Raw genomic sequence first — 19,755 nt, 5'->3', positions numbered from 1 at the left:
TAAAGCTTATGTTATAGGAGAAGTACAATGGAGATTACCACTCTTCAGATTGTGCTGGTGTTCATCGTCGCGTGTATTGCGGGTATGGAATCCGTACTTGATGAATTTCAGTTCCACCGTCCTCTGGTGGCCTGTACGTTGATTGGCGCCGTTCTTGGCGATATGAAAACCGGTATTATCATCGGTGGTACGCTGGAAATGATCGCCCTGGGCTGGATGAACATCGGTGCGGCGGTTGCACCTGATGCAGCGCTGGCATCTATCATCTCAACGGTTCTGGTTATTGCCGGTCACCAAAGCATCGGTGCAGGTATCGCACTGGCCATCCCACTGGCAGCAGCAGGCCAGGTTCTGACCATCATCGTTCGTACTATCACCGTGGCCTTCCAGCATGCGGCGGATAAGGCGGCCGATAATGGCAACCTGACGGCCCTCTCGTGGATCCACGTTTCCTCTCTGTTCCTGCAGGCCATGCGTATTGCTATCCCGGCGGTTATCGTGGCGATTTCTGTAGGTACCAGCGAAGTCCAGAGCATGCTGAACGCGATTCCAGAAGTCGTGACCGGCGGTCTGAACATCGCGGGTGGCATGATCGTGGTAGTCGGTTACGCGATGGTCATCAACATGATGCGCGCAGGCTACCTGATGCCGTTCTTCTACCTCGGCTTTGTTACTGCGGCGTTCACTAACTTCAACCTGGTTGCTCTGGGTGTGATTGGTGCGGTGATGGCGATTCTGTACATCCAGCTGAGCCCGAAATATAACCGCGTCGCGGGTGCACCAGCGCAGGCTGCTGGTAACAACGATCTCGATAACGAACTGGACTAGCAGGTGAGCGAAATGGTTGATATGACAAAAACTACCACTGAGAAAAAACTCACTCCGGGTGATATTCGTGGCGTATTCCTGCGTTCTAACCTGTTCCAGGGGTCATGGAACTTCGAACGTATGCAGGCGCTGGGCTTCTGCTTCTCCATGGTACCGGCCATCAAACGCCTGTATCCGGAAAACAACGAAGCGCGTCGCCAGGCGATTAAACGTCACCTGGAATTCTTTAACACCCATCCTTACGTTGCGGCTCCGGTTCTGGGCGTAACGCTGGCAATGGAAGAGCAGCGTGCGAACGGCGCAGAGATTGACGATGGTGCCATCAACGGTATCAAAGTCGGTCTGATGGGGCCGCTGGCAGGCGTGGGCGACCCAATTTTCTGGGGTACCGTGCGTCCGGTCTTCGCGGCTCTCGGCGCGGGCATCGCGATGAGCGGCAGCCTGCTCGGTCCACTGCTGTTCTTCATTCTGTTTAACGCCGTTCGTCTGGCGACCCGTTACTACGGCGTCGCGTACGGCTATCGCAAAGGTGTCGATATCGTTTCTGATATGGGCGGCGGCTTCCTGCAAAAACTGACCGAGGGGGCGTCAATTCTCGGCCTGTTTGTCATGGGGGCCCTGGTTAACAAGTGGACGCACGTTAACATCCCGCTTGTCGTCTCGACCATTACCGGTCAGGACGGACAAACGCGCGTGACTACCGTGCAGACCATCCTTGACCAGTTAATGCCAGGCCTGGTGCCGCTGCTGCTGACCTTCGCCTGTATGTGGCTGCTGCGTAAGAAAGTGAACGCTCTGTGGATTATCGTTGGCTTCTTCGTCATCGGTATCGTGGGCTACGCTATCGGCCTGTTGGGTCTGTAAGTTTTTGCTTTATCCGCCGGGGGCTTGCCCCCGGTTTTTTTATTCTGGAGGACGAATGACGGTTACGGACATCGTACTGGTTCTGTTTATTATTGCCCTTCTGGCGTACGCCATTTACGACGAATTCATTATGCCGCGCCGCCACGGCGAGACACTGCTTGCCATCCCTCTTCTGCGTCGCGGTCGGGTTGATGCGTTTATCTTCGCCGGTCTGCTCGCCATTCTGATTTACAACAATGCGATGAGCCACGGTGCTTTATTAACCACATGGTTATTATGTGCGCTGGCATTAATGGCGATTTATCTCTTCTGGATCAGAGTGCCAAAGATCCTCTTCAAAAGTCATGGCTTTTTCTTCGCCAATGTATGGATAGAATATAACCGTATTAAAGAGATGAATTTATCCGAGGATGGCGTACTGGTAATGCAATTAGAGCAGCGCCGGTTGCTTATTCGCGTAAAAAATATTGATGACCTTGAGAAAATATACAAACTAATGGTTAAAACTCAATAGGTTATCATTATAGCAATGGCTATATATTGTCTCCGACTCACCCGAACAATATATAGCCACAGCTATATTCCCTTCAGAATTAACTTATATTCCTTAACGTTATTCTCACCAATAAATCTAAATGAAAATCGTTATCAATTGGTTAATGGAATAATACCTTCCTGTTGTTGTTTTATATTCTCAAAATATGTTAAGGTTGCGCCGTCGTTGGGGAGTAGCCGATTTCCCGTCCCCGGGAAATGTACGTGTCAACATACTCGTTGAAAAACGTGGTGCGTACGGATCGCTTTCTGCACAGTCAGTTCATGTGCACTGAGATCAGGCGAGACCATTGAGACATCAACTGCTGTTTACTGGGGGCAGTGATGTGTCATATGGATATCCCCGGTCTGGACGCTTTAAATGAATATCTCTGCAACGATCCTTCTCGCTTTCGGCATGTCCATGGACGCTTTCGCTGCTTCCATCGGTAAAGGTGCCACACTCCACAAACCTAAATTCTCAGAAGCCCTTCGTACAGGTCTTATCTTTGGCGCTATCGAAACCCTCACCCCGCTGATCGGCTGGGCGCTTGGCATGCTCGCCAGTCAGTTTGTGCTGGAATGGAACCATTGGATTGCCTTTATTCTGCTGGCGTTCCTCGGTGGGCGAATGGTTATCGAAGGCTGCCGCGGTAATTCCGATGAAGATGACGCGCCGATCCATCGTCACGGCTTCTGGCTGCTGGTGACCACCGCGATCGCCACCAGTCTGGATGCGATGGCGGTCGGTGTCGGTCTGGCATTCTTGCAGGTCAATATTTTCGCCACAGCGCTGGCTATCGGCTGCGCGACGTTGATTATGTCGACGCTGGGAATGATGGTCGGACGATTTATCGGCCCCCTGTTAGGTAAGCGAGCCGAAATTCTGGGCGGTATTGTTTTAATCGGGATTGGCGGACAGATTCTCTGGTCGCACTTCTACGGTTAACTCTCGCGCTGCCAGCAGTGAAGACTAAAATCTGTCTGGCAGCCGAACACGTCTTGTTTTCCTAAGGTTTCCCACACTTCCGGTTTGGCCCGCCACGCAAATGGCGTCATCTGTAACAGCGCCACCGCCTCTTCACCCGTCAGGCTCATTTCATAGCCCAATGACTGCTCGTGGCGCAGCCTAAAACCGCTAAGCTGTTCAGAATGCGGCGCATGCAGGCGAACCTCATCGTAAATCAGCCCTTTCATTTCCATCAGGTGTTTTGGCCCTGGCGTTACCGTGATGACCCATCCGCCCGGTTTAACCACTCGCGCCAGCTCTTCTGCCTTGCACGGGGCGTAAATACGGATAATGGCGTCCTGGCTGGCATCGTCAAACGGCAGACGATGGCTGGAGGCGACGCAGAAAGTGACCTGCGGATAGCGCTTCGCCGCCGCACGGATCGCTGATTTCGACACATCCAGGCCGACTGTTTGCGCGCCTTTTTCGCTGGCTACCTGGGCAAATGCCGCCGTGTAGTAGCCTTCTCCGCAGCCAATATCGAGTACAGAAGTGGCGTTCTGCTCAAGCATTGTGGCGAGCCACTCAGCGACAGCGTCGCGCAACGGCTGATAATGCCCGGCGTCGAGAAACGCCCGGCGCGCCTGCATCATCTCAGCGGAATCACCCGGATCGCGGGAGCGTTTGTGCTGAACGGGCAGCAAATTCACATACCCTTCTTTCGCCTTGTCAAACCGGTGCCCCTGCGGACAGGTATAGCTATTTTCGTCGTGCGTCAGCAGCGCGTGGCATAAGGGACAACTGAATGACATGGTAACTCCAGGCAATATCAAAGGGCGAAAGTGTACCGCTATTCGCCCTGGTATAAAACGCCTGGCTTAACGCATCACGATAAGATGGTTCGAATCAGGCGGTAAACCGTCCGGCTCAACGTTCTCAATGCGCAAAACATCTCCCATAATCTGGCTGAATACCGGTGCAGAGACCGCCCCGCCGTAATAGCTGCCGTTTTGCGGGTCGTTGATCACCACGGCCAGGGCATACATCGGATGACTGGCTGGCGCCACGCCTGCCGTGTAAGCGACATATTTGTCGACATACTTTCCGTCGTCACCAATCTTTTTCGCGGTACCGGTTTTTATGGCCACCCGATAATCGCGTACCGCCGCTTTAATTCCGCCACCGCCCGGCAGCGCGACGCTCTCCATCATATGTTCCACCTGATGCACAATCTCTTCCGGCATCACCTGGTGCCCCATAACCGGTGGATCGATACGCGTAATAGACAGCGGCCGCTCCAGGCCATAGCTGCCGATAGTGGCATACACATGCGCCAGCTGCAGCGGCGTGACCATCAGACCATAGCCAAACGCGAAGGTGGCGCGATCGAGCTGACTCCAGAATTTACGTTGCGGTAACAGGCCGCTGCTCTCCCCGGTCAGCCCCAGCCCGGTGGACGTCCCAAAACCGAAGCCCTGATAGGTATCCAGCAGATGCTGAATCGGCATCGCCAGTGACAGGCGGGAGACGCCCGTATCGCTCGATTTTTGCAGGATGCCGGTGAGGGACAGCTCCGGATAGTAGCCGACGTCGCGAATGCGGTGGCCGTCGAGCGTATAGGGATGGGTATCAATCACGCTGTCGGGCTGGACGAGGTCCTGCTGTAGCGCGGTCATCAAAACCAGCGGTTTGACGGTTGAGCCAGGTTCGAAGGTATCGCTGATCGCCCGATTACGGAAATCATTCAGCGTGGCCCCTTCCCTGTTATTCGGGTTGAAATCCGGGAAACTCGCCATTGAGAGAATTTCCCCGGTTTGTACGTTGATCAACACCGCCGCGCCCGACTCGGCTTTATTCCATGCGACGGCGTTGTCCAGTGCGTCTTCGGTGATGGTCTGGAGTCGCTCGTCGATGCTCAGCTGGATATTGTGCGCAGGAACCGGCGAGACCTCCGTCAAATTCTCGATCACGTGACCGTAGCGATCTTCCCTGACTCGCCGCACGCCAGGTTTACCGGTCAGCTGCGCGTTGAAACTCTTTTCTACGCCTTCAATCCCCTGCCCGTCGATGTTAGTGAATCCGAGCAAATTGGCCGCCACATGCCCGGCGGGATAAAAACGGCGCGATTCGTCGCGCAGATTGATCCCCGGCAGGTTGAGCTTATCGATCCACTGCGCCTGAGAAGGGTCAACCTGACGGGCAAGGTAAATAAAGCGCCCCTGAGGGGTACTGTTGATCCGCGCAGCCAGGCTGCTCAGCGAAATATGCAGCGCACTGGCAAGCGCCTGCCAGCGGTCATCAAAGCCGACGCCGCCTTTCGCCAGCACCGTTTTCGGATCGGCCCACACTGCCTGTACCGGCACACTCACCGCCAGCGGACGGCCTTCGCGATCGGTGATCATCCCACGCGGGGCGTTTATCGCCACTTCACGCAGAGATCGCATATCTTCCTGTTTTACCAGGTTGTCAGGCTTGATGATTTGCAGCCATGCGACGCGTCCCAGCAGAAAGGCCAGACTGCCTAAAATGGCGATACACAACAGGACAAAACGCGCCGGGGTGAAGTTTCCGGCAGGATCAGAGGTTTTCTTTTTCACCCGGACTCCAGGTCAGATTAACAACGCCCTGATTTAACGGGAAAAACGTGACATTAGGTGCGAAAACAATGCTTCTAATCTCGCAGCTTTGCAACAAACTACGAACAGAAGCGAACGGGGTAACATTTTGAAAAAAGAGGATTAAAAAAGCCCCGCATACGCGAGGCTTGATGTCTGAGTGTGAGGCGCCGTAGCGCTTCTAAGTCAGCAGGGATTCGATCAGATAGCGGTTACGTTAACAGCAGCCGGACCTTTCTGGCCGTCCTGAATTTCGAACTCAACGTTCTGGCCTTCAGCCAGAGTTTTGAAGCCGTTACCCTGGATTGCAGAGAAGTGTACGAACACGTCTTTGCTACCATCAGCAGGAGTAATGAAACCAAAACCTTTAGACTCGTTGAACCACTTAACTTGACCTTTAATCTTTGCCATTTGCAAAATTCCTTAGATTGTTTTCTTAGCCCGCAGGCATTGACATAGATAAAACTGAGACATTACTGCTTGAGGCACTAATATAAGGTTCGGCAGAGAAGCGGTATTCAACGACAACGTGTTTACTCAGGACTTCTTTACTGAAAATGCCACACATAAACAGAACTGTACCTCGTTTGACCCAAAACGTGTTATTACATACAACGATAATTATGGCAAGCCATTTTTAAACGTGTCTAGATCCGCCGCACAAACTCCGATCTCAGCCTGCGACATTATGCACAACTGCATGCGCGCACTGCCGCCGCCAGACCAAAGCGAACCGCAAGACAGGCGCCAGCGTAGCGCCTGTAATCTAAAGCAATTTTACCTTAGCTCAATCTTTGATATAGATCCAGCCAGTGCCGAAAGTTTAATGAATGCAATGATTGAGTTAGAACAATTTGCGAAAAGTTATGCTGAAATCAACGTAAGGGTTTGAGTTTTACACTGAAATAAACCGGCTATAAATTGTGCGGCTTCATCATATATGTCGGAGATGACAGTTTGGTGTATTGCACCAAAATAATGAAACGTCTTTCATCCTGGTGCAAAAAAAAAACAAGAAAAACGTTTCGATGGAAATACATCTGAGGGACAGGGTTGGAATAGAGAATATATTCACCGAGGCGGTATTAGATCACAGGGATAAATATTGACCAATTTTCAATATTCTAAACTTGTCGTTAATCCCCGCTTCATTTTCCAGCGCCTGAGTAAGCTCCTGCACCGGCTCGTCGAGGGACTCATCGGCCAGCTCGAACACACCCCAGTGGATCGGAAATGCGAGCGGCATTCCCATCTGCTGCCAGAGCTTGATGGCAGATTGCGGATCCATATGATGGGCCGACATGAACCAGCGTGGTGCATACGCCCCGGCGGGCAGCGCGGCGGCGGTGATCTGCCCCAAGCGCTGCGGGATGGAGAGCAGCTCTGGTGTATAACCCGTATCACCGCTAAACCAAAAACGCTTATCTGCTTCCTCAAATACCCAGCCGCACCACAATGAGCGATTTCTGTCCCAGAAAGTGCGCATACTCCAGTGCTGGGCCGGAACGGCGGTCAGCGTAATCCCCTGAAACACAGCGCTCTGCCACCAGTCCAGCTCAAGAATATTTTTAGCACCGCGACGACGAAACCAGTCGCCGAGGCCCAGCGGCACAAACACAGTGAGTTCAGGGAAACGCCGCAACAGGTGGCGGACAGTAGCGGAATCGAGATGATCGTAATGGTTGTGGGAAATCACCAACGCATCAATGTATGGAAGCGTATCAACGGTTAAAACCGGGGGTGTCTTGCGTTGCGGTCCAAGAAAAGGGAGCGGCGAGGCGCGTCGGGAAAAAACAGGATCGGTCAGCAAATATTGCCCGCTTAAACGCAGCAGCACACTGGCATGTCCCAGCCACCAGACGCCATCTTCTGGCCGGTCGTTCAGTTCGGCAGGCTGCCACCACTGGCGGATAAATTCGTCATAACCCGGCGTGGGCGGTTTGGGTAATCCCGCCGCTTTGCGCTCCTTGCGCCACCGCTCGACGTCGCCGGGCTGATGGCCAGTAAAGTCGAGGTTGCGAAACCCATCGGGAGCATGATGTTTCAGGGAGGGGTTATACCAGGGATTTTTCCAGACCACAGCCACCTCCCCCGCTCATCCGTTAGCGTTCAGCCACCAGACGAATGAAATCATCTTCGTCTTCGTTTACCACTGCTTCAGCGGCTTTTGGGACTTCTTTCTCTTCCGGCTCGTTAGCTTCGCACAGACGACGCAGCAACGCATTCTGGCGTTTCTGCTGATCAAGCAACGCTTCCAGCAGTTCAATCTGCTCATCCGTGCGAGAACTGGCGCGATTCACAAAGAACCACAGCGCCAGGCCGATAATCATCACGACCAGAGAGATCGCCAGTGAGGCTACGTTTAGTAGCCCCGAATTCAGTAACTCACCCATTTTACCACCTCAATAAAAACGCCATTTTAGCACTGACGCAGAGGAAGGGTACCATCTGTTAGAAAAATGAATACTACCAGGGGATGAATTGATTTATTGCGCAAATGCCGCTAAAAAACTGTACATCCTGATCGCACATGACATTGATCGTCTGTGTCCACAAAATGACACAGGCAATCAGTACAACAACCAGAATTACCCAGCGAAACTTTTTCACTCCACACTCCGTCTTTTGACCTGATATGACCAGGTTATCACGGTTATCTTAAACAAGGGCTAACTGTACCTGCATCAGAAAATTTTCGGAATCATGCACTTGTTTCATAGAGTAAAACTATTACGCTTAATAGCATTATTAGCAAAAAAATGAGGCATTCATGCGCATCATTATTCGGACAATTATTGTCCTGGCCATTTTATGGATTGGTTTATTACTGACGGGATACGGCGTGCTGGTGGGAAGCACAGAAAATGCGGCAGGACTGGGGATTCAGTGTAAATATCTGACTGCCCGAGGCACCAGTACCGCGCAATATCTCCACAGCGACAGCGGAATTATTGGTTTATCAAACTGCCCGGTTCTGCGCAAAAGCGAGACAGTGATCGACAACGGATAAGTCGATTGACTCACGGATACAGAAACGCCGCATTTTCAGCGGCGTTTTTTATTGTTGGATTCAGAACGGATAGTCGTTGTAACCCATTTGTTCTGAAATCTTGCGTGCTGCGGTGTGCAGCATGGCAACATACTCGTGCAGACGCTCTTCAGAGAAGCGCAGCGTCGGGAATGAAATACTCAGGCCGGCAATGACGACACCGAAGCGGTCAAACACTGGAACGCCGATACAACGCAGCCCCTCTTCCTGCTCCTGATTGTCTTCGCCGTAACCCTGCTCACGCACGTGATCCAGCACGGCCAGCAACTCTTCGGTGCTGGTGATAGTGCGCTCGGTGCTGCGTTTGTATTCCACACCTTCAAGGATCTCTTTGACTTCCTCGCGATCGCGCCACGCCAACAGAACTTTACCGATGGCGGTACTGTAGAGCGGGTTACGACGACCAATGCGCGAATACATGCGCAGGTTGTACATAGAGTCGATTTTATGGATATAGACAATGCTGTCTTCATCCAGCGCGCCCAGGTGGACGGTCTCTTTCGTTAAGCGTGAAAGCTCGCGCATCTGAATATCCGCGCTGCGGATCAGATCGACGTTTTGCAGCGCGCGGGCACCGAGTTCGAACAGTTTCAGGGTCAGAGAATATTTCTCTGATTCACCTTCCTGTGCGACATAACCCAGAGATTTCATGGTTTGCAGAAAGCGATAAACGGTGCTTTTTGACATCATCACACGCTGCGATAACTCTGTAATACCAATTTCGCGCTCTTCACCCAGCGCCTGTAAGATGCCAAACACCTTCAGCACGGAAGAAACAGAATCTGGCTGCTTATCCAAATCTGCGATTGCCATTTATCACCTCATTGAGAGTGTTTTATAAAAATCAGAACCGGTTTTTATTATAAATTCGTGACCGAGATGCTGCAATCAATCTGCGTTTACTTCGTTACAAATCTGCGACATAAAACCGAAATAACAGTGCTAAAATAGTGATTCTGATAATAATATCACTCTGAGCGTTTCATTTCCCATGGAAAAACTGTCCTCTGATGGCTTGCCCTTACCGCAACGGTACGGCGCGATCGCGACCATTATCATTGGTATTTCAATGGCGGTGCTTGATGGTGCCATAGCCAACGTGGCGCTCCCGACCATCGCCAGCGACCTGCACGCGTCTCCCGCCAGCTCCATTTGGGTGGTCAATGCTTACCAGATCGCCATCGTAGTTTCACTGCTTTCATTCTCGTTTCTCGGCGACATGTTCGGCTATCGCCGCGTCTACCAGTGCGGGCTGGTCGTCTTTACCCTGACCTCTCTTTTTTGCGCCCTGTCCGACTCGCTGCATACCCTGACTTTCGCGCGTATTGCGCAGGGGTTCGGCGGGGCTGCGCTGATGAGCGTCAATACCGCACTGATCCGCCTGATATACCCTCAGCGCCAGCTTGGGCGCGGGATGGGGATTAACTCTTTCATTGTCGCAGTCTCGTCTGCCGCCGGGCCGACTATCGCGGCAGCGATTCTCTCGGTGGCGTCGTGGCAGTGGCTGTTCCTGATTAACGTTCCGCTGGGGATTATCGCCCTGCTCTTTGCTCTGCGCTATTTGCCTGAAAACAGTGCTAAGAGCGCGATGCCGCGTTTCGATCTTCCCAGCGCAGTGATGAATGCCCTGACCTTTGGTCTGCTGATAACGGCGCTTAGCGGATTTGCTCAGGGGCAATCGCTCACGCTCATTGTGGCTGAAATCGTTGCGATGCTGATCATCGGCTACTTTTTCGTGCGCCGTCAGCTGGCGTTGCCCGTCCCTCTTTTGCCTGTTGATCTGCTGCGTATTCCGCTCTTTTCTCTTTCCATCGGGACGTCCATCTGCTCGTTCTGCGCCCAGATGCTGGCGCTGGTTTCGCTGCCCTTTTTCTTGCAAGGCGTGGTTGGACGAACGGAAGTGGAGACCGGGCTGCTGCTGACCCCCTGGCCGCTGGCAACCATGGTGATGGCACCGCTTGCGGGCTATCTCATTGAACGCGTTCATGCGGGTTTACTGGGTGCGTTAGGACTGGTGGTGATGGCAACCGGGCTATTCGCGCTGGCGATGTTGCCTTCTGCGCCAACGGATCTGGATATTATCTGGCGAATGGTGCTGTGCGGAGCCGGTTTTGGTCTGTTCCAGTCACCGAACAACCACACCATCATTACTGCCGCACCGCGCCATCGCAGCGGCGGCGCCAGTGGAATGCTCGGCACCGCGCGCCTGTTAGGTCAAAGCTCTGGTGCCGCACTGGTGGCGCTGATGTTTAACCTTGCCGGGCAGAATGGCACGCATCTGGCCCTGTTTACCGCCGGAACGCTGGCGACTATCGCCGCCATTATCAGCGGCCTGCGCGTGACGCAACCCCGAGCTCAGGCATAAAAAAAGCCGGGCGGCAATGTCTGCTCAACCCGGCTTCTTTCTCATACTGCTCGCTTACTTGATGTATTCCCCACTGCGCAGCGCTTCGATACGTTTATCCAGCGGCGGGTGAGTCATGAACAGTTCGCTCAGCGATTTCGATTTACCATTGATGCAGAATGCCATCATGCTGGTCGCTTCCTGCGGTTCGTAGCTGGTTTTCAGACGCTGCAGCGCAGCAATCATCTTCTCGCGGCCCACCAGTTTTGCCGAGCCCGCATCCGCATGGAACTCGCGATGACGGGAGAACCACATGGTAATAATGCTCGCCAGAATACCGAACACCAGTTCCAGCACTGTCGCTACAGCGAAGTAAATCAGCGGGTTGCCGTTGCTCTCTTCACCTTCATCACGATTTCCGCCCATAAATCCGGCAGCAATCTGCGCCAGGATACGAGAGATGAAGATAACGAAGGTGTTTACCACGCCCTGAATCAAGGTCATGGTGACCATGTCACCGTTGGCGATGTGGCTGATTTCATGGGCAATAACCGCTTCCGCTTCGTCACGGCTCATGTTCTGCAACAGACCGGTGCTCACGGCCACCAGCGAGGCATCGCGGCGCGCACCGGTGGCAAAGGCGTTTATGTCAGGCGCGTGGTAAATCGCCACCTGCGGTATAGCGATACCCGCCTGGCGAGACTGTTGTGCCACCGTGTTCATCAGCCACTGTTCCATATCGTTACGTGGCTGCTCGATCACTTCCCCACCGACCGATTTCAGTGCCATCCACTTGGACATCAGCAGCGAAATAAACGATCCACCAAAACCGAACAGCAGCGCCATAATCAGCAGACCTTGAACGCTGCTCGATTGGATCCCTGTCAGGCTTAGCACAAGCCCGAAAACCACCATAACCGCAAGGTTGGTGACCAGGAAGAGCGCGATTCGCATCATAATTTTCTTTTAACCTCTGTTTAACAAAACGCACTATGCGATTACCCACATCGTATGGGTATTGTGGCCATTTTCAAGGATTCAGGGGGCGTAAGTCACCAGAAAGACACAACTTTACATTGTTTATGGGCTTGCTGACGGGAGGATGCAGAACTTAAAAAAACAGGCACAATTTCTTGTGCCTGTTGAGGTGTTATTTTGCCGGAGCGGGCTGAACGGCGGGCTTGCTCTTTTCCTGGTTTGCCAGGTCGAGAGCGATATGCACCGTCTCATCCAGATACGGATCAGGCTCCTGGTAATCCTTCGGCAGGTCATCCAGGTTTTTCAGTAACGGCTTGCCTTCACGTTTAAAACGATCGTTGATGCGTGCCAGACGCGTGGCATCATCTTCGTTGTTCTCTTTTTCACGCTGAGCGAAGTTAAGCGAGACGATATTCCGTTTTTCTTTCAGGGCATTAAAGCGAGCAATGTCCTTCATGATGTACTGGAATTCCGGATCTTTCGCGATGCGATCGTTATGCGCTTTCAGCAGCTCAGGACCAAACTGGGTCATGTCGCCCGCTTTCACGAAGGTGGCAGCATTTATGCTGTCCCACGGCAACGCGTTGTCTTCAAACTTCTCGCCCGTTTCCGTCTCTTCGGTACCGGTCGGCATCATGATGTCCGGGGTCACGCCTTTACGTTGCGTACTGCCACCATTCACGCGATAGAACTTCTGAATGGTGTACTGTACGGAACCCAGCGCAGGCCACTCAGGACGCAGCATCTGATCGTAAATACGGTTAAGGGAACGGTACTGCTGCACCGTGCCTTTACCGAAGGTTGGTTCACCCACAATCAGCGCACGACCATAGTCCTGCATCGCCGCGGCAAAGATTTCTGATGCTGAGGCGCTAAAGCGATCGACCAGCACCACCAGCGGACCTTTGTAGTACACGACGCCATCGGTATCGGCGTCTTCACGCACTTTACCGTTGTTATCGCGAACCTGAACAACCGGACCCGATGGGATAAACAGACCAGAAAGCGAAACCGCTTCGGTCAGTGCTCCACCGCCATTGGTACGCAGGTCGATAATCACGCTGCTGACATTCTGCTTTTCAAGCTTCTGCAACTGGACTTTGACATCGTCTGTCAGGCCAACGTAGAAGCCCGGAATATCAAGCACGCCAACTTTTTCTTTGCCGACGGTTTTCACGGACATTTTCACGGCGCGATCTTCAAGACGAATGCGCTCACGCGTCAGGGTCACGATACGGGTTTTGGTGCCTTTACCCGCAGGCAGGATCTCAAGGCGAACCTTGCTGCCTTTCGGGCCTTTGATCTGCGCGACCACGTCATCCAGACGCCAGCCGATCACATCGACCATGTTCTGGCCCGTTTGACCGACGCCGACGATACGATCGCCCACGCTAATCGCTTTGCTTTTCGACGCCGGGCCGCCTGCCACCATGGAGTTGATGACCGTATAGTCTTCATCCATTTGCAGCACCGCACCAATCCCTTCCAGAGACAGGCTCATCTCAGTATTGAATTGTTCAGTGTTGCGTGGGGAGAGGTAGTTCGTGTGCGGGTCGATTTCGTGAGCAAAGGCGGTCATCGCCAGGGAGAACACGTCTTCACTGTTGGTCTGTGCCAGACGACGAATGGCTGATTTGTAACGACGGGTCAGCGTTTCGCGGATCTCTTTCTCATCTTTACCGGTGAGTTTGAGGCTCAGCTCATCGAATTTCACTTTGCCGTCCCACAGCGCATTCAGCTCGGCTTCGTCTTTCGGCCAGGGCGCTTTGCTGCGGTCAAGATTAAAGTTGTCGTTGCCGGTAAAGTCCATTGGACGTTCCAGCACTTTCAGCGCGTATTGATAACGTTCAAAACGACGCTTCTGAGATAGGTTGTAGAGATCGTAGAACAGGTCGAGTTTACCGCTGCGCAGCTCATCGCCCACGTCGGTTTTACGTTTTGCGAACTGTTCAATATCACTGGCCAACAGCACGTTGTGGCTGTAATCCAGCAGGTTCAGATACCGATCGAAAATCTTAGCCGAAAAGGCCTGATCGAGATCGAACTGACGATAATGTGAACGGGTGAAGCGCGAAGTGACGCGCTCACTGACCGTTGCGTGCTGGGTCTCTTCCTTTAAAACCGGGATTTGATCCGCACGCGTTATATCGTCCACTGCGAAGGCGTGGCCTGTTATCGCAAACAGGCCAGCCAGCGCGGTGATCTTAAAAAGAGTGTTCATGCCAGGCTTGGCCTCCGTTTCAGAACACCAGGTGTTCTGCGCGTACAATCATTGACATACCAGAAGTCAGCTGTACACGAACGCCATCTTTGGTGATTTCGAGTACGGTGGCGTCCATCGCATTGTTACCCGCTTTCACCTTCAGAGCCTGACCGACGCTCAGGGCGTTGATGTCAGAAACTGGAGTGTGGCGTTGTTCTTCGCGAGGCGCACGCTGTGCTTTAGCGGCTGGTTTATCAGCACGCGGTTTGCGATCGCTGTTCTCACTACGACGTGGAGCAGGACGCGGTTTACGCTCACGGCGAGGCGCTTCTTCCTGACCATTTGCCGCAGCAGCTTCGCGTTTTTTCGCCTGCTGCTCAGCACGCTGTGCCTGAACACGCGCTTTGGCCTCTTCAAGCTGCTTACGTGCGTGCTCAACGTGCTGCTCGTCCAGCTCACCGCAAGGGTTGCCGTCGAGATCGACACGGGTCGCGCCCAGCTTGATACCGTAAAGGTAACGCCAGCTTGAAGTATAAAGACGTAAGGCAGAACGCAGTTGAGTTTTGCTGAGATTCATCTCACCCTCAACGCGCGCTACCAGATCCTGAAAAATACCAATTTTCAGGGGACGAGCTTCGCCTTCAGCAGTGAAACACTGTGGGAAACGCTCAGCCAGAAAGGCAATGACTTCTTTACTACTGTTCAACTTAGGTTGATTTTCCATGAAATTTCCTGATTACAACGGACGTTGCCAACTAGCCGCAGGCATGAACAGGCGACATTATAATGACGCCATCAGTAAATGCTACGTTATCCGTTGATTATCCTGCGACGCTCGCAAAGAATTTTTGATAATCGGTCGCGTTTAATACGTTTTCGAGATTAGCGACCAGTTCACGCAGCCCTTGTTCGTCCTCGGCGCTAAAGCGTCCAAAGACCGTGCTGTCGATATCCAGTACGCCAATAATCTGATTTTTCACGGTCAGCGGCAGAACGATTTCGGAGTTACTCGCCGAATCGCACGCAATGTGCCCGTCGAAGGCATGCACATCTTCAACACGCTGAACCTGATTTTGCGCCACCGCAGTTCCACATACACCACGCCCCACAGGGATCCGCACGCAGGCAAGCTTGCCCTGGAATGGTCCGAGCACCAGCGTTTCCCCTTCCAGAAGGTAGAAACCAGCCCAGTTCACATCCGACAGACGCTCAAACAGCAGCGCACTGGTGTTTGCCAGTGTCGCTAAAAAACTGGTCTCACCTGTCATCAATGCCTGGAAATCGCGGTTCAAATCCGCGTAGAATTCTGTTTTGTTCATTAATCAATCACTTGGTTGTCGTACAAAAAAGAGAGCATAGCCTAATAAAATAAACATTAAATGCGCTCATTCTCAAGATGAATCCCAAGATGAGTTAATATAACGTTAATTAATCCTTTAATGCGCGACTGATGGCACTCAATACTCCAAGAATTACGCCGGCAAAAAAGATCACTGTCCACTCGGTCAGCGATGCGCTGCCTCGTGAACATTATCAGCGTTGTCCGCAGTGCGATACGCTTTTTATGTTGCCGAAGATGAAATCGCATCAGAGCGCGTATTGCCCGCGCTGCGACGCTAAAATTCGCGATGGACGCGACTGGTCTCTCACCCGTCTGGCGGCGATGGCCGTCACCATGCTCCTGCTGATGCCCTTCGCATGGGGCGAACCGCTGCTCAAATTGTACCTGCTCGGCGTGCGTATCGACGCCAACCTGCTGATGGGGATCTGGCAAATGACCCAGCAGGGCGATCCTCTGACCGGCGCAATGGTGCTGTTTTGCACCGTCGGCGCGCCGTTAGTACTGGTGGCTGCCATTGCCTATCTCTGGTTTGGCAATATTCTGGGCATGAATCTCCGCCCGGTCCTGTTGATGCTCGAGAAGCTCAAAGAGTGGGTGATGCTGGATATCTATCTGGTCGGCATCGGCGTGGCGTCAATCAAGGTACAGGACTACGCTTTTTTACAGCCCGGCATCGGCCTGTTTGCCTTTGTCGCGCTGGTATTACTGAGCATCATGACGCTGATCCATCTGAATGTGGAACAACTCTGGGAACGCTTTTATCCTCAGCGCCCGGCGACGCGGCCTGATCCCAGTCTGCGCGTCTGCCTCGGCTGTCATTTTACCGGCCTGCCCGACGCACGAGGTCGCTGCCCGCGCTGTCACATTCCGTTACGTCTGCGCCGTAAGCAAAGCCTGCAAAAATGCTGGGCCGCACTGATTGCCTCCATCGTGCTGCTGCTTCCCGCTAACCTGTTACCGATTTCGATCATTTACGTTAACGGTGCGCGGCAGGAAGACACTATCATGTCGGGGATTGTGTCACTGGCGAGCAGTAACTTTGCCGTGGCGGGAGTGGTCTTTATTGCCAGTATCCTTGTGCCCTTTACCAAAGTTCTGGTTATGTTCACCTTGCTCATCAGCATTCAGTTTAAGTGTGAGCAAGGGCTACGCACACGGATCCTGTTACTGCGGTTTGTGACCTGGATTGGCCGCTGGTCGATGCTCGATCTGTTTGTTATTTCGTTGATGATGTCGCTGATCAATCGCGATCAGTTACTCGCTTTTACCATGGGACCCGCGGCTTTTTATTTCGGCTCTGCGGTGATATTGACTATTCTTGCAGTGGAATGGCTGGATAGCCGCTTACTTTGGGATGCACATGAGTCAGGAAACGCCCGCTTCGACGACTGAAGCGAGAATTAAAACAAAACGCCGCATTTCGCCATTCTGGTTGCTGCCCGTCATCGCATTGATGATTGCGGGCTGGCTGATCTGGACGAGCTACCAGGATCGCGGCAATACCATCACCATTGACTTCCAGACGGCGGACGGCATCGTCGCAGGGCGTACCCCTGTGCGCTTCCAGGGCGTCGAAGTGGGAACCGTCGAGGATATCCGGCTCGGGAAAGATCTGAACAAAATTCAGGTTCGCGCCAGTATTAAAGCCGATATGCAAGACTCCCTGCGCAGTGATACGCAGTTCTGGCTGGTGACACCTAAAGCCTCTCTGGCGGGCGTTTCCGGGCTGGACGCGTTGGTCGGCGGGAACTATATCGGCATGATGCCCGGTAAAGGTGAGCCGCAGGACCATTTCACCGCGCTGGACACCCAGCCAAAATACCGACTGAACAATGGCGATCTGATGATCCACCTGCATTCGCCGGATTTAGGCTCGCTCAACAGCGGATCGATCGTCTACTTCCGTAAAATTCCGGTTGGGCGCGTGTATGACTACGCCATTAACCCCAACAAACAGGGCGTGACTATCGACGTGCTGATCGAGCGGCGCTTCACCGGCCTGGTGAAAAAAGGCAGCCGCTTCTGGAATGTGTCAGGCGTGGATGCCGACGTCAGTTTCAGCGGCGCGAAAGTGAAGCTCGAAAGCCTGGCGGCGCTGGTTAATGGGGCTATCGCCTTCGACTCACCGGAGAACTCTGATGCAGCCACTGCCGATGATAACTTCGGGCTGTACGCCGATCTGGCCCACAGCCAGCGCGGCGTCATTGTCAAACTGGCCCTCTCAGACGCCAAAGGGCTGAACGCCGGTTCAACGCCGTTAATGTATCAGGGATTGCAGGTGGGCCAGCTCACCAAACTGACGCTGAACCCTGGCGGTTCCGTGACCGGCGAAATGACGGTGGACCCGAGCGTGGTCGACCTTCTGCGTGAAAAAACGCGCATCGAGCTGCGGAACCCGAAAATCTCGTTGAGTGACGCCAGCATCAGCAGCCTGCTGACGGGCAGCACCTTTGAGTTGATCCCAGGGGAAGGCCAGCCTAACAACAATTTCGTTATCGCCCCCGCCGATAAAGCCTTACTGCAAAAACCCGGCGTAATGACACTGACCCTGACGGCACCTGAAAGCTACGGTATCGAAGCCGGTCAGCCGCTGATTCTGCATGGCGTGCAGGTCGGCCAGGTTCTGGAACGCAAGCTGACGGAAAAAGGCGTCACCTTCTCCGTCGCCATCGATCCGCAATACCGGGATCTAGTACACGGCGACAGCAAATTTGTGGTTAACAGCCGGGTAGACGTTAAAGTCGGGCTGGACGGCGTCGAGTTCCTCGGGGCCAGTGCCAGCGAATGGATCAACGGCGGCGTTCGTATTCTGCCAGGGCAGAAAGGTGAGATGCGCGACAGCTATCCGCTGTACGCCAATCTGGACAAAGCGATTGAAAACAGCCTGAGCGATATGCCGACCACCACCCTCACCCTACGCGCCGACACGCTGCCGGACGTGCAGGCCGGGTCCGTGGTGCTGTACCGCAAGTTTGAGGTGGGCGAAGTGATCACCGTGCGCCCACGCGCCGACGCGTTTGATATCGAACTGCATATTAAACCGGAGTACCGCAATCTGCTGACCGCCAACAGCGTCTTCTGGGCCGAAGGCGGTGCGAAAGTGCAGCTTAACGGCAGCGGCCTGACTGTGCAGGCCTCTCCCCTCTCCCGCGCGCTGCGGGGTGCCATTAGCTTTGATAATTTAAGCGGCGCAGGGGCCAATCAGCGTAAAGGCGATAAACGCATTCTCTACCCATCAGAAACGGCGGCGCGCGCAGTGGGCGGCCAGATTACGCTCCACGCCTTTGATGCGGGCAAACTCTCTGAAGGGATGCCGATTCGCTATCTGGGCATTGATATCGGGCAGCTCCAGAAGCTGACCCTGATTACCGCGCGTAACGAAGTGCAGGCCACTGCGGTGCTGTATCCGGAGTACATGCAAAACTTTGCCCGCAACGGCACGCGTTTCTCGGTGGTGACACCGCAGATCTCTGCCGCCGGCGTTGAGCATCTCGATACCATTCTCCAGCCGTACATTAACGTCGAGCCGGGTAACGGAAACGTGCGCCGCGACTTTGAGCTGCAGGAAGCGACCATCACTGACTCGCGTTATCTGGACGGGCTAAGCATTGTGGTCGAAGTCCCGGAAGCCGGTTCAATGAGTATCGGCACGCCGGTGCTGTTCCGTGGAATTGAAGTGGGTACCGTCACCGGCCTGACGCTGGGAACTCTGTCAGATCGCGTGATGGTGGGTCTGCGCATCAGCGAGCGCTACCAGCATCTGGTGCGCAACAACTCCGTCTTCTGGCTGGCATCGGGATACTCCCTCGATTTCGGTCTGACCGGCGGCGTGGTGAAAACCGGGACCTTTAATCAGTTCATTCGCGGCGGGATCGCCTTTGCGACTCCACCAGGCACACCGCTCGCACCGAAAGCGCAGCCGGGCAAACACTTCCTGTTGCTCGAAAGCGAACCGAAAGAGTGGCGTGAATGGGGCACCGCGCTGCCACGTTAATCATCAGCTCCGGTGTCAACGCACCGGAGCCTTTATGGTACACTGCGCGCCTTAT

At 53.6% G+C, this 19,755-nt stretch carries 20 protein-coding genes and 1 pseudogene; 9 read left to right on the top strand and 12 right to left on the bottom strand.

Annotated elements, in window-relative coordinates:
• Window positions 1–27: 27 nt before the first annotated feature.
• The 4 genes from manY (at window position 28) to mntP (ending at window position 3,175) form a co-directional block, all read left to right on the top strand.
• Window positions 28–828, top strand: a complete 801-nt coding sequence (gene manY, locus DAI21_RS13940) for a PTS mannose transporter subunit IIC (RefSeq protein ID WP_022648448.1) — start codon at window positions 28–30, stop codon at window positions 826–828.
• 12 nt (window positions 829–840) lie between these two features.
• Window positions 841–1,692 carry a PTS mannose transporter subunit IID gene (locus DAI21_RS13935; protein WP_154125742.1) on the top strand — a complete coding sequence of 284 codons (852 nt, stop codon included), beginning with the start codon at window positions 841–843 and terminating at the stop codon, window positions 1,690–1,692.
• A gap of 55 nt (window positions 1,693–1,747) precedes the next feature.
• The gene (locus DAI21_RS13930) at window positions 1,748–2,206 is read left to right on the top strand and encodes a DUF986 family protein (protein WP_107703376.1); all 459 of its coding nucleotides are present in this window, start codon (window positions 1,748–1,750) and stop codon (window positions 2,204–2,206) included.
• A gap of 402 nt (window positions 2,207–2,608) precedes the next feature.
• Entirely contained in the window at window positions 2,609–3,175 is a 567-nt protein-coding gene (mntP, locus tag DAI21_RS13920) for a manganese efflux pump MntP (protein WP_107703375.1), read from the top strand.
• On the opposite strand, the gene rlmA is transcribed toward mntP, so the two are convergent.
• The 4 genes and pseudogenes from rlmA to DAI21_RS13900 form a co-directional block, all read right to left on the bottom strand.
• Window positions 3,172–3,987: a 23S rRNA (guanine(745)-N(1))-methyltransferase gene (rlmA, locus tag DAI21_RS13915; protein WP_107703374.1), complete on the bottom strand. Its 816-nt coding sequence runs from the start codon at window positions 3,985–3,987 to the stop codon at window positions 3,172–3,174. The genes mntP and rlmA overlap by 4 nt on opposite strands.
• Window positions 3,988–4,053: 66 nt before the next feature.
• Window positions 4,054–5,772, bottom strand: coding sequence for a peptidoglycan glycosyltransferase FtsI (gene ftsI / locus DAI21_RS13910; RefSeq protein ID WP_107703373.1), 1,719 nt, complete (start codon window positions 5,770–5,772; stop codon window positions 4,054–4,056).
• 219 nt (window positions 5,773–5,991) lie between these two features.
• Window positions 5,992–6,201 carry a transcription antiterminator/RNA stability regulator CspE gene (gene cspE / locus DAI21_RS13905; RefSeq protein WP_001062678.1) on the bottom strand — a complete coding sequence of 70 codons (210 nt, stop codon included), beginning with the start codon at window positions 6,199–6,201 and terminating at the stop codon, window positions 5,992–5,994.
• A 12-nt stretch (window positions 6,202–6,213) separates the two neighbouring features.
• Window positions 6,214–6,358 (bottom strand): annotated as a pseudogene (locus DAI21_RS13900) (DUF2627 domain-containing protein).
• Here DAI21_RS13900 and DAI21_RS23070 point away from each other — a divergent pair.
• On the top strand, window positions 6,320–6,682 hold the full coding sequence (locus DAI21_RS23070; RefSeq protein WP_107703372.1) for a hypothetical protein: 363 nt from the start codon (window positions 6,320–6,322) through the stop codon (window positions 6,680–6,682). The pseudogene DAI21_RS13900 and the gene DAI21_RS23070 overlap by 39 nt on opposite strands.
• A 198-nt stretch (window positions 6,683–6,880) precedes the next feature.
• On the opposite strand, the gene DAI21_RS13890 is transcribed toward DAI21_RS23070, so the two are convergent.
• The 3 genes from DAI21_RS13890 to mgrB form a co-directional block, all read right to left on the bottom strand.
• Window positions 6,881–7,870, bottom strand: a complete 990-nt coding sequence (locus DAI21_RS13890; RefSeq protein WP_107704254.1) for an MBL fold metallo-hydrolase — start codon at window positions 7,868–7,870, stop codon at window positions 6,881–6,883.
• A 22-nt stretch (window positions 7,871–7,892) separates the two neighbouring features.
• A complete protein-coding gene (locus tag DAI21_RS13885; protein WP_107703371.1) occupies window positions 7,893–8,183 on the bottom strand; it encodes a YebO family protein in 291 nt (96 codons plus the stop codon).
• 73 nt (window positions 8,184–8,256) lie between these two features.
• Entirely contained in the window at window positions 8,257–8,400 is a 144-nt protein-coding gene (gene mgrB / locus DAI21_RS13880; RefSeq protein WP_100779813.1) for a PhoP/PhoQ regulator MgrB, read from the bottom strand.
• A gap of 160 nt (window positions 8,401–8,560) precedes the next feature.
• Between mgrB and DAI21_RS13875 the strand changes: the two genes are divergently transcribed.
• The gene (locus DAI21_RS13875; RefSeq protein WP_100779812.1) at window positions 8,561–8,800 is read left to right on the top strand and encodes a YobH family protein; all 240 of its coding nucleotides are present in this window, start codon (window positions 8,561–8,563) and stop codon (window positions 8,798–8,800) included.
• 60 nt (window positions 8,801–8,860) lie between these two features.
• On the opposite strand, the gene kdgR is transcribed toward DAI21_RS13875, so the two are convergent.
• The gene (gene kdgR, locus DAI21_RS13870) at window positions 8,861–9,652 is read right to left on the bottom strand and encodes a DNA-binding transcriptional regulator KdgR (RefSeq protein ID WP_100779811.1); all 792 of its coding nucleotides are present in this window, start codon (window positions 9,650–9,652) and stop codon (window positions 8,861–8,863) included.
• 178 nt (window positions 9,653–9,830) lie between these two features.
• Between kdgR and DAI21_RS13865 the strand changes: the two genes are divergently transcribed.
• A complete protein-coding gene (locus DAI21_RS13865) occupies window positions 9,831–11,204 on the top strand; it encodes an MFS transporter (RefSeq protein ID WP_107703370.1) in 1,374 nt (457 codons plus the stop codon).
• A gap of 54 nt (window positions 11,205–11,258) precedes the next feature.
• On the opposite strand, the gene htpX is transcribed toward DAI21_RS13865, so the two are convergent.
• From htpX to DAI21_RS13845, 4 genes are all read right to left on the bottom strand, one after another.
• Window positions 11,259–12,140, bottom strand: coding sequence for a protease HtpX (gene htpX / locus DAI21_RS13860; protein WP_107703369.1), 882 nt, complete (start codon window positions 12,138–12,140; stop codon window positions 11,259–11,261).
• A 193-nt stretch (window positions 12,141–12,333) separates the two neighbouring features.
• Window positions 12,334–14,382: a carboxy terminal-processing peptidase gene (prc, locus tag DAI21_RS13855; protein ID WP_100779808.1), complete on the bottom strand. Its 2,049-nt coding sequence runs from the start codon at window positions 14,380–14,382 to the stop codon at window positions 12,334–12,336.
• Window positions 14,383–14,401: 19 nt separating this feature from the next.
• On the bottom strand, window positions 14,402–15,088 hold the full coding sequence (gene proQ, locus DAI21_RS13850) for an RNA chaperone ProQ (protein WP_100779807.1): 687 nt from the start codon (window positions 15,086–15,088) through the stop codon (window positions 14,402–14,404).
• Between the two features lie 97 nt (window positions 15,089–15,185).
• A complete protein-coding gene (locus tag DAI21_RS13845) occupies window positions 15,186–15,683 on the bottom strand; it encodes a GAF domain-containing protein (protein WP_100779806.1) in 498 nt (165 codons plus the stop codon).
• Between the two features lie 131 nt (window positions 15,684–15,814).
• Between DAI21_RS13845 and yebS the strand changes: the two genes are divergently transcribed.
• On the top strand, window positions 15,815–17,098 hold the full coding sequence (gene yebS, locus DAI21_RS13840; RefSeq protein ID WP_100779805.1) for a membrane integrity lipid transport subunit YebS: 1,284 nt from the start codon (window positions 15,815–15,817) through the stop codon (window positions 17,096–17,098).
• Window positions 17,067–19,700 (top strand): PqiB family protein, encoded by a 2,634-nt coding sequence (locus tag DAI21_RS13835; RefSeq protein ID WP_100779804.1) that lies wholly within the window; start codon window positions 17,067–17,069, stop codon window positions 19,698–19,700. The genes yebS and DAI21_RS13835 overlap by 32 nt, the downstream gene beginning before the upstream one ends.
• The last annotated feature ends 55 nt before the right edge of the window (window positions 19,701–19,755 follow it).

This window comes from Lelliottia sp. WB101, assembly GCF_003051885.1.
Taxonomy (GTDB): domain Bacteria; phylum Pseudomonadota; class Gammaproteobacteria; order Enterobacterales; family Enterobacteriaceae; genus Enterobacter; species Enterobacter nimipressuralis.
This window is presented reverse-complemented; position numbering and strand designations above follow the sequence as displayed.

What these genes read in the sequence shown, in the direction of transcription:
- prc (WP_100779808.1), bottom strand. Translation starts at nt 14,382, where the DNA reads ATGAACACTCTTTTTAAGATCACCGCGCTGGCTGGCCTGTTTGCGATA.
- DAI21_RS13885 (WP_107703371.1), bottom strand. Translation starts at nt 8,183, where the DNA reads ATGGGTGAGTTACTGAATTCGGGGCTACTAAACGTAGCCTCACTGGCG.
- DAI21_RS13835 (WP_100779804.1), top strand. Translation starts at nt 17,067, where the DNA reads ATGAGTCAGGAAACGCCCGCTTCGACGACTGAAGCGAGAATTAAAACA.
- yebS (WP_100779805.1), top strand. Translation starts at nt 15,815, where the DNA reads ATGGCACTCAATACTCCAAGAATTACGCCGGCAAAAAAGATCACTGTC.
- cspE (WP_001062678.1), bottom strand. Translation starts at nt 6,201, where the DNA reads ATGGCAAAGATTAAAGGTCAAGTTAAGTGGTTCAACGAGTCTAAAGGT.
- kdgR (WP_100779811.1), bottom strand. Translation starts at nt 9,652, where the DNA reads ATGGCAATCGCAGATTTGGATAAGCAGCCAGATTCTGTTTCTTCCGTG.
- rlmA (WP_107703374.1), bottom strand. Translation starts at nt 3,987, where the DNA reads ATGTCATTCAGTTGTCCCTTATGCCACGCGCTGCTGACGCACGACGAA.
- manY (WP_022648448.1), top strand. Translation starts at nt 28, where the DNA reads ATGGAGATTACCACTCTTCAGATTGTGCTGGTGTTCATCGTCGCGTGT.
- DAI21_RS13930 (WP_107703376.1), top strand. Translation starts at nt 1,748, where the DNA reads ATGACGGTTACGGACATCGTACTGGTTCTGTTTATTATTGCCCTTCTG.
- DAI21_RS13865 (WP_107703370.1), top strand. Translation starts at nt 9,831, where the DNA reads ATGGAAAAACTGTCCTCTGATGGCTTGCCCTTACCGCAACGGTACGGC.
- proQ (WP_100779807.1), bottom strand. Translation starts at nt 15,088, where the DNA reads ATGGAAAATCAACCTAAGTTGAACAGTAGTAAAGAAGTCATTGCCTTT.
- htpX (WP_107703369.1), bottom strand. Translation starts at nt 12,140, where the DNA reads ATGATGCGAATCGCGCTCTTCCTGGTCACCAACCTTGCGGTTATGGTG.
- mntP (WP_107703375.1), top strand. Translation starts at nt 2,609, where the DNA reads ATGAATATCTCTGCAACGATCCTTCTCGCTTTCGGCATGTCCATGGAC.
- DAI21_RS13935 (WP_154125742.1), top strand. Translation starts at nt 841, where the DNA reads ATGGTTGATATGACAAAAACTACCACTGAGAAAAAACTCACTCCGGGT.
- DAI21_RS13875 (WP_100779812.1), top strand. Translation starts at nt 8,561, where the DNA reads ATGCGCATCATTATTCGGACAATTATTGTCCTGGCCATTTTATGGATT.
- DAI21_RS13845 (WP_100779806.1), bottom strand. Translation starts at nt 15,683, where the DNA reads ATGAACAAAACAGAATTCTACGCGGATTTGAACCGCGATTTCCAGGCA.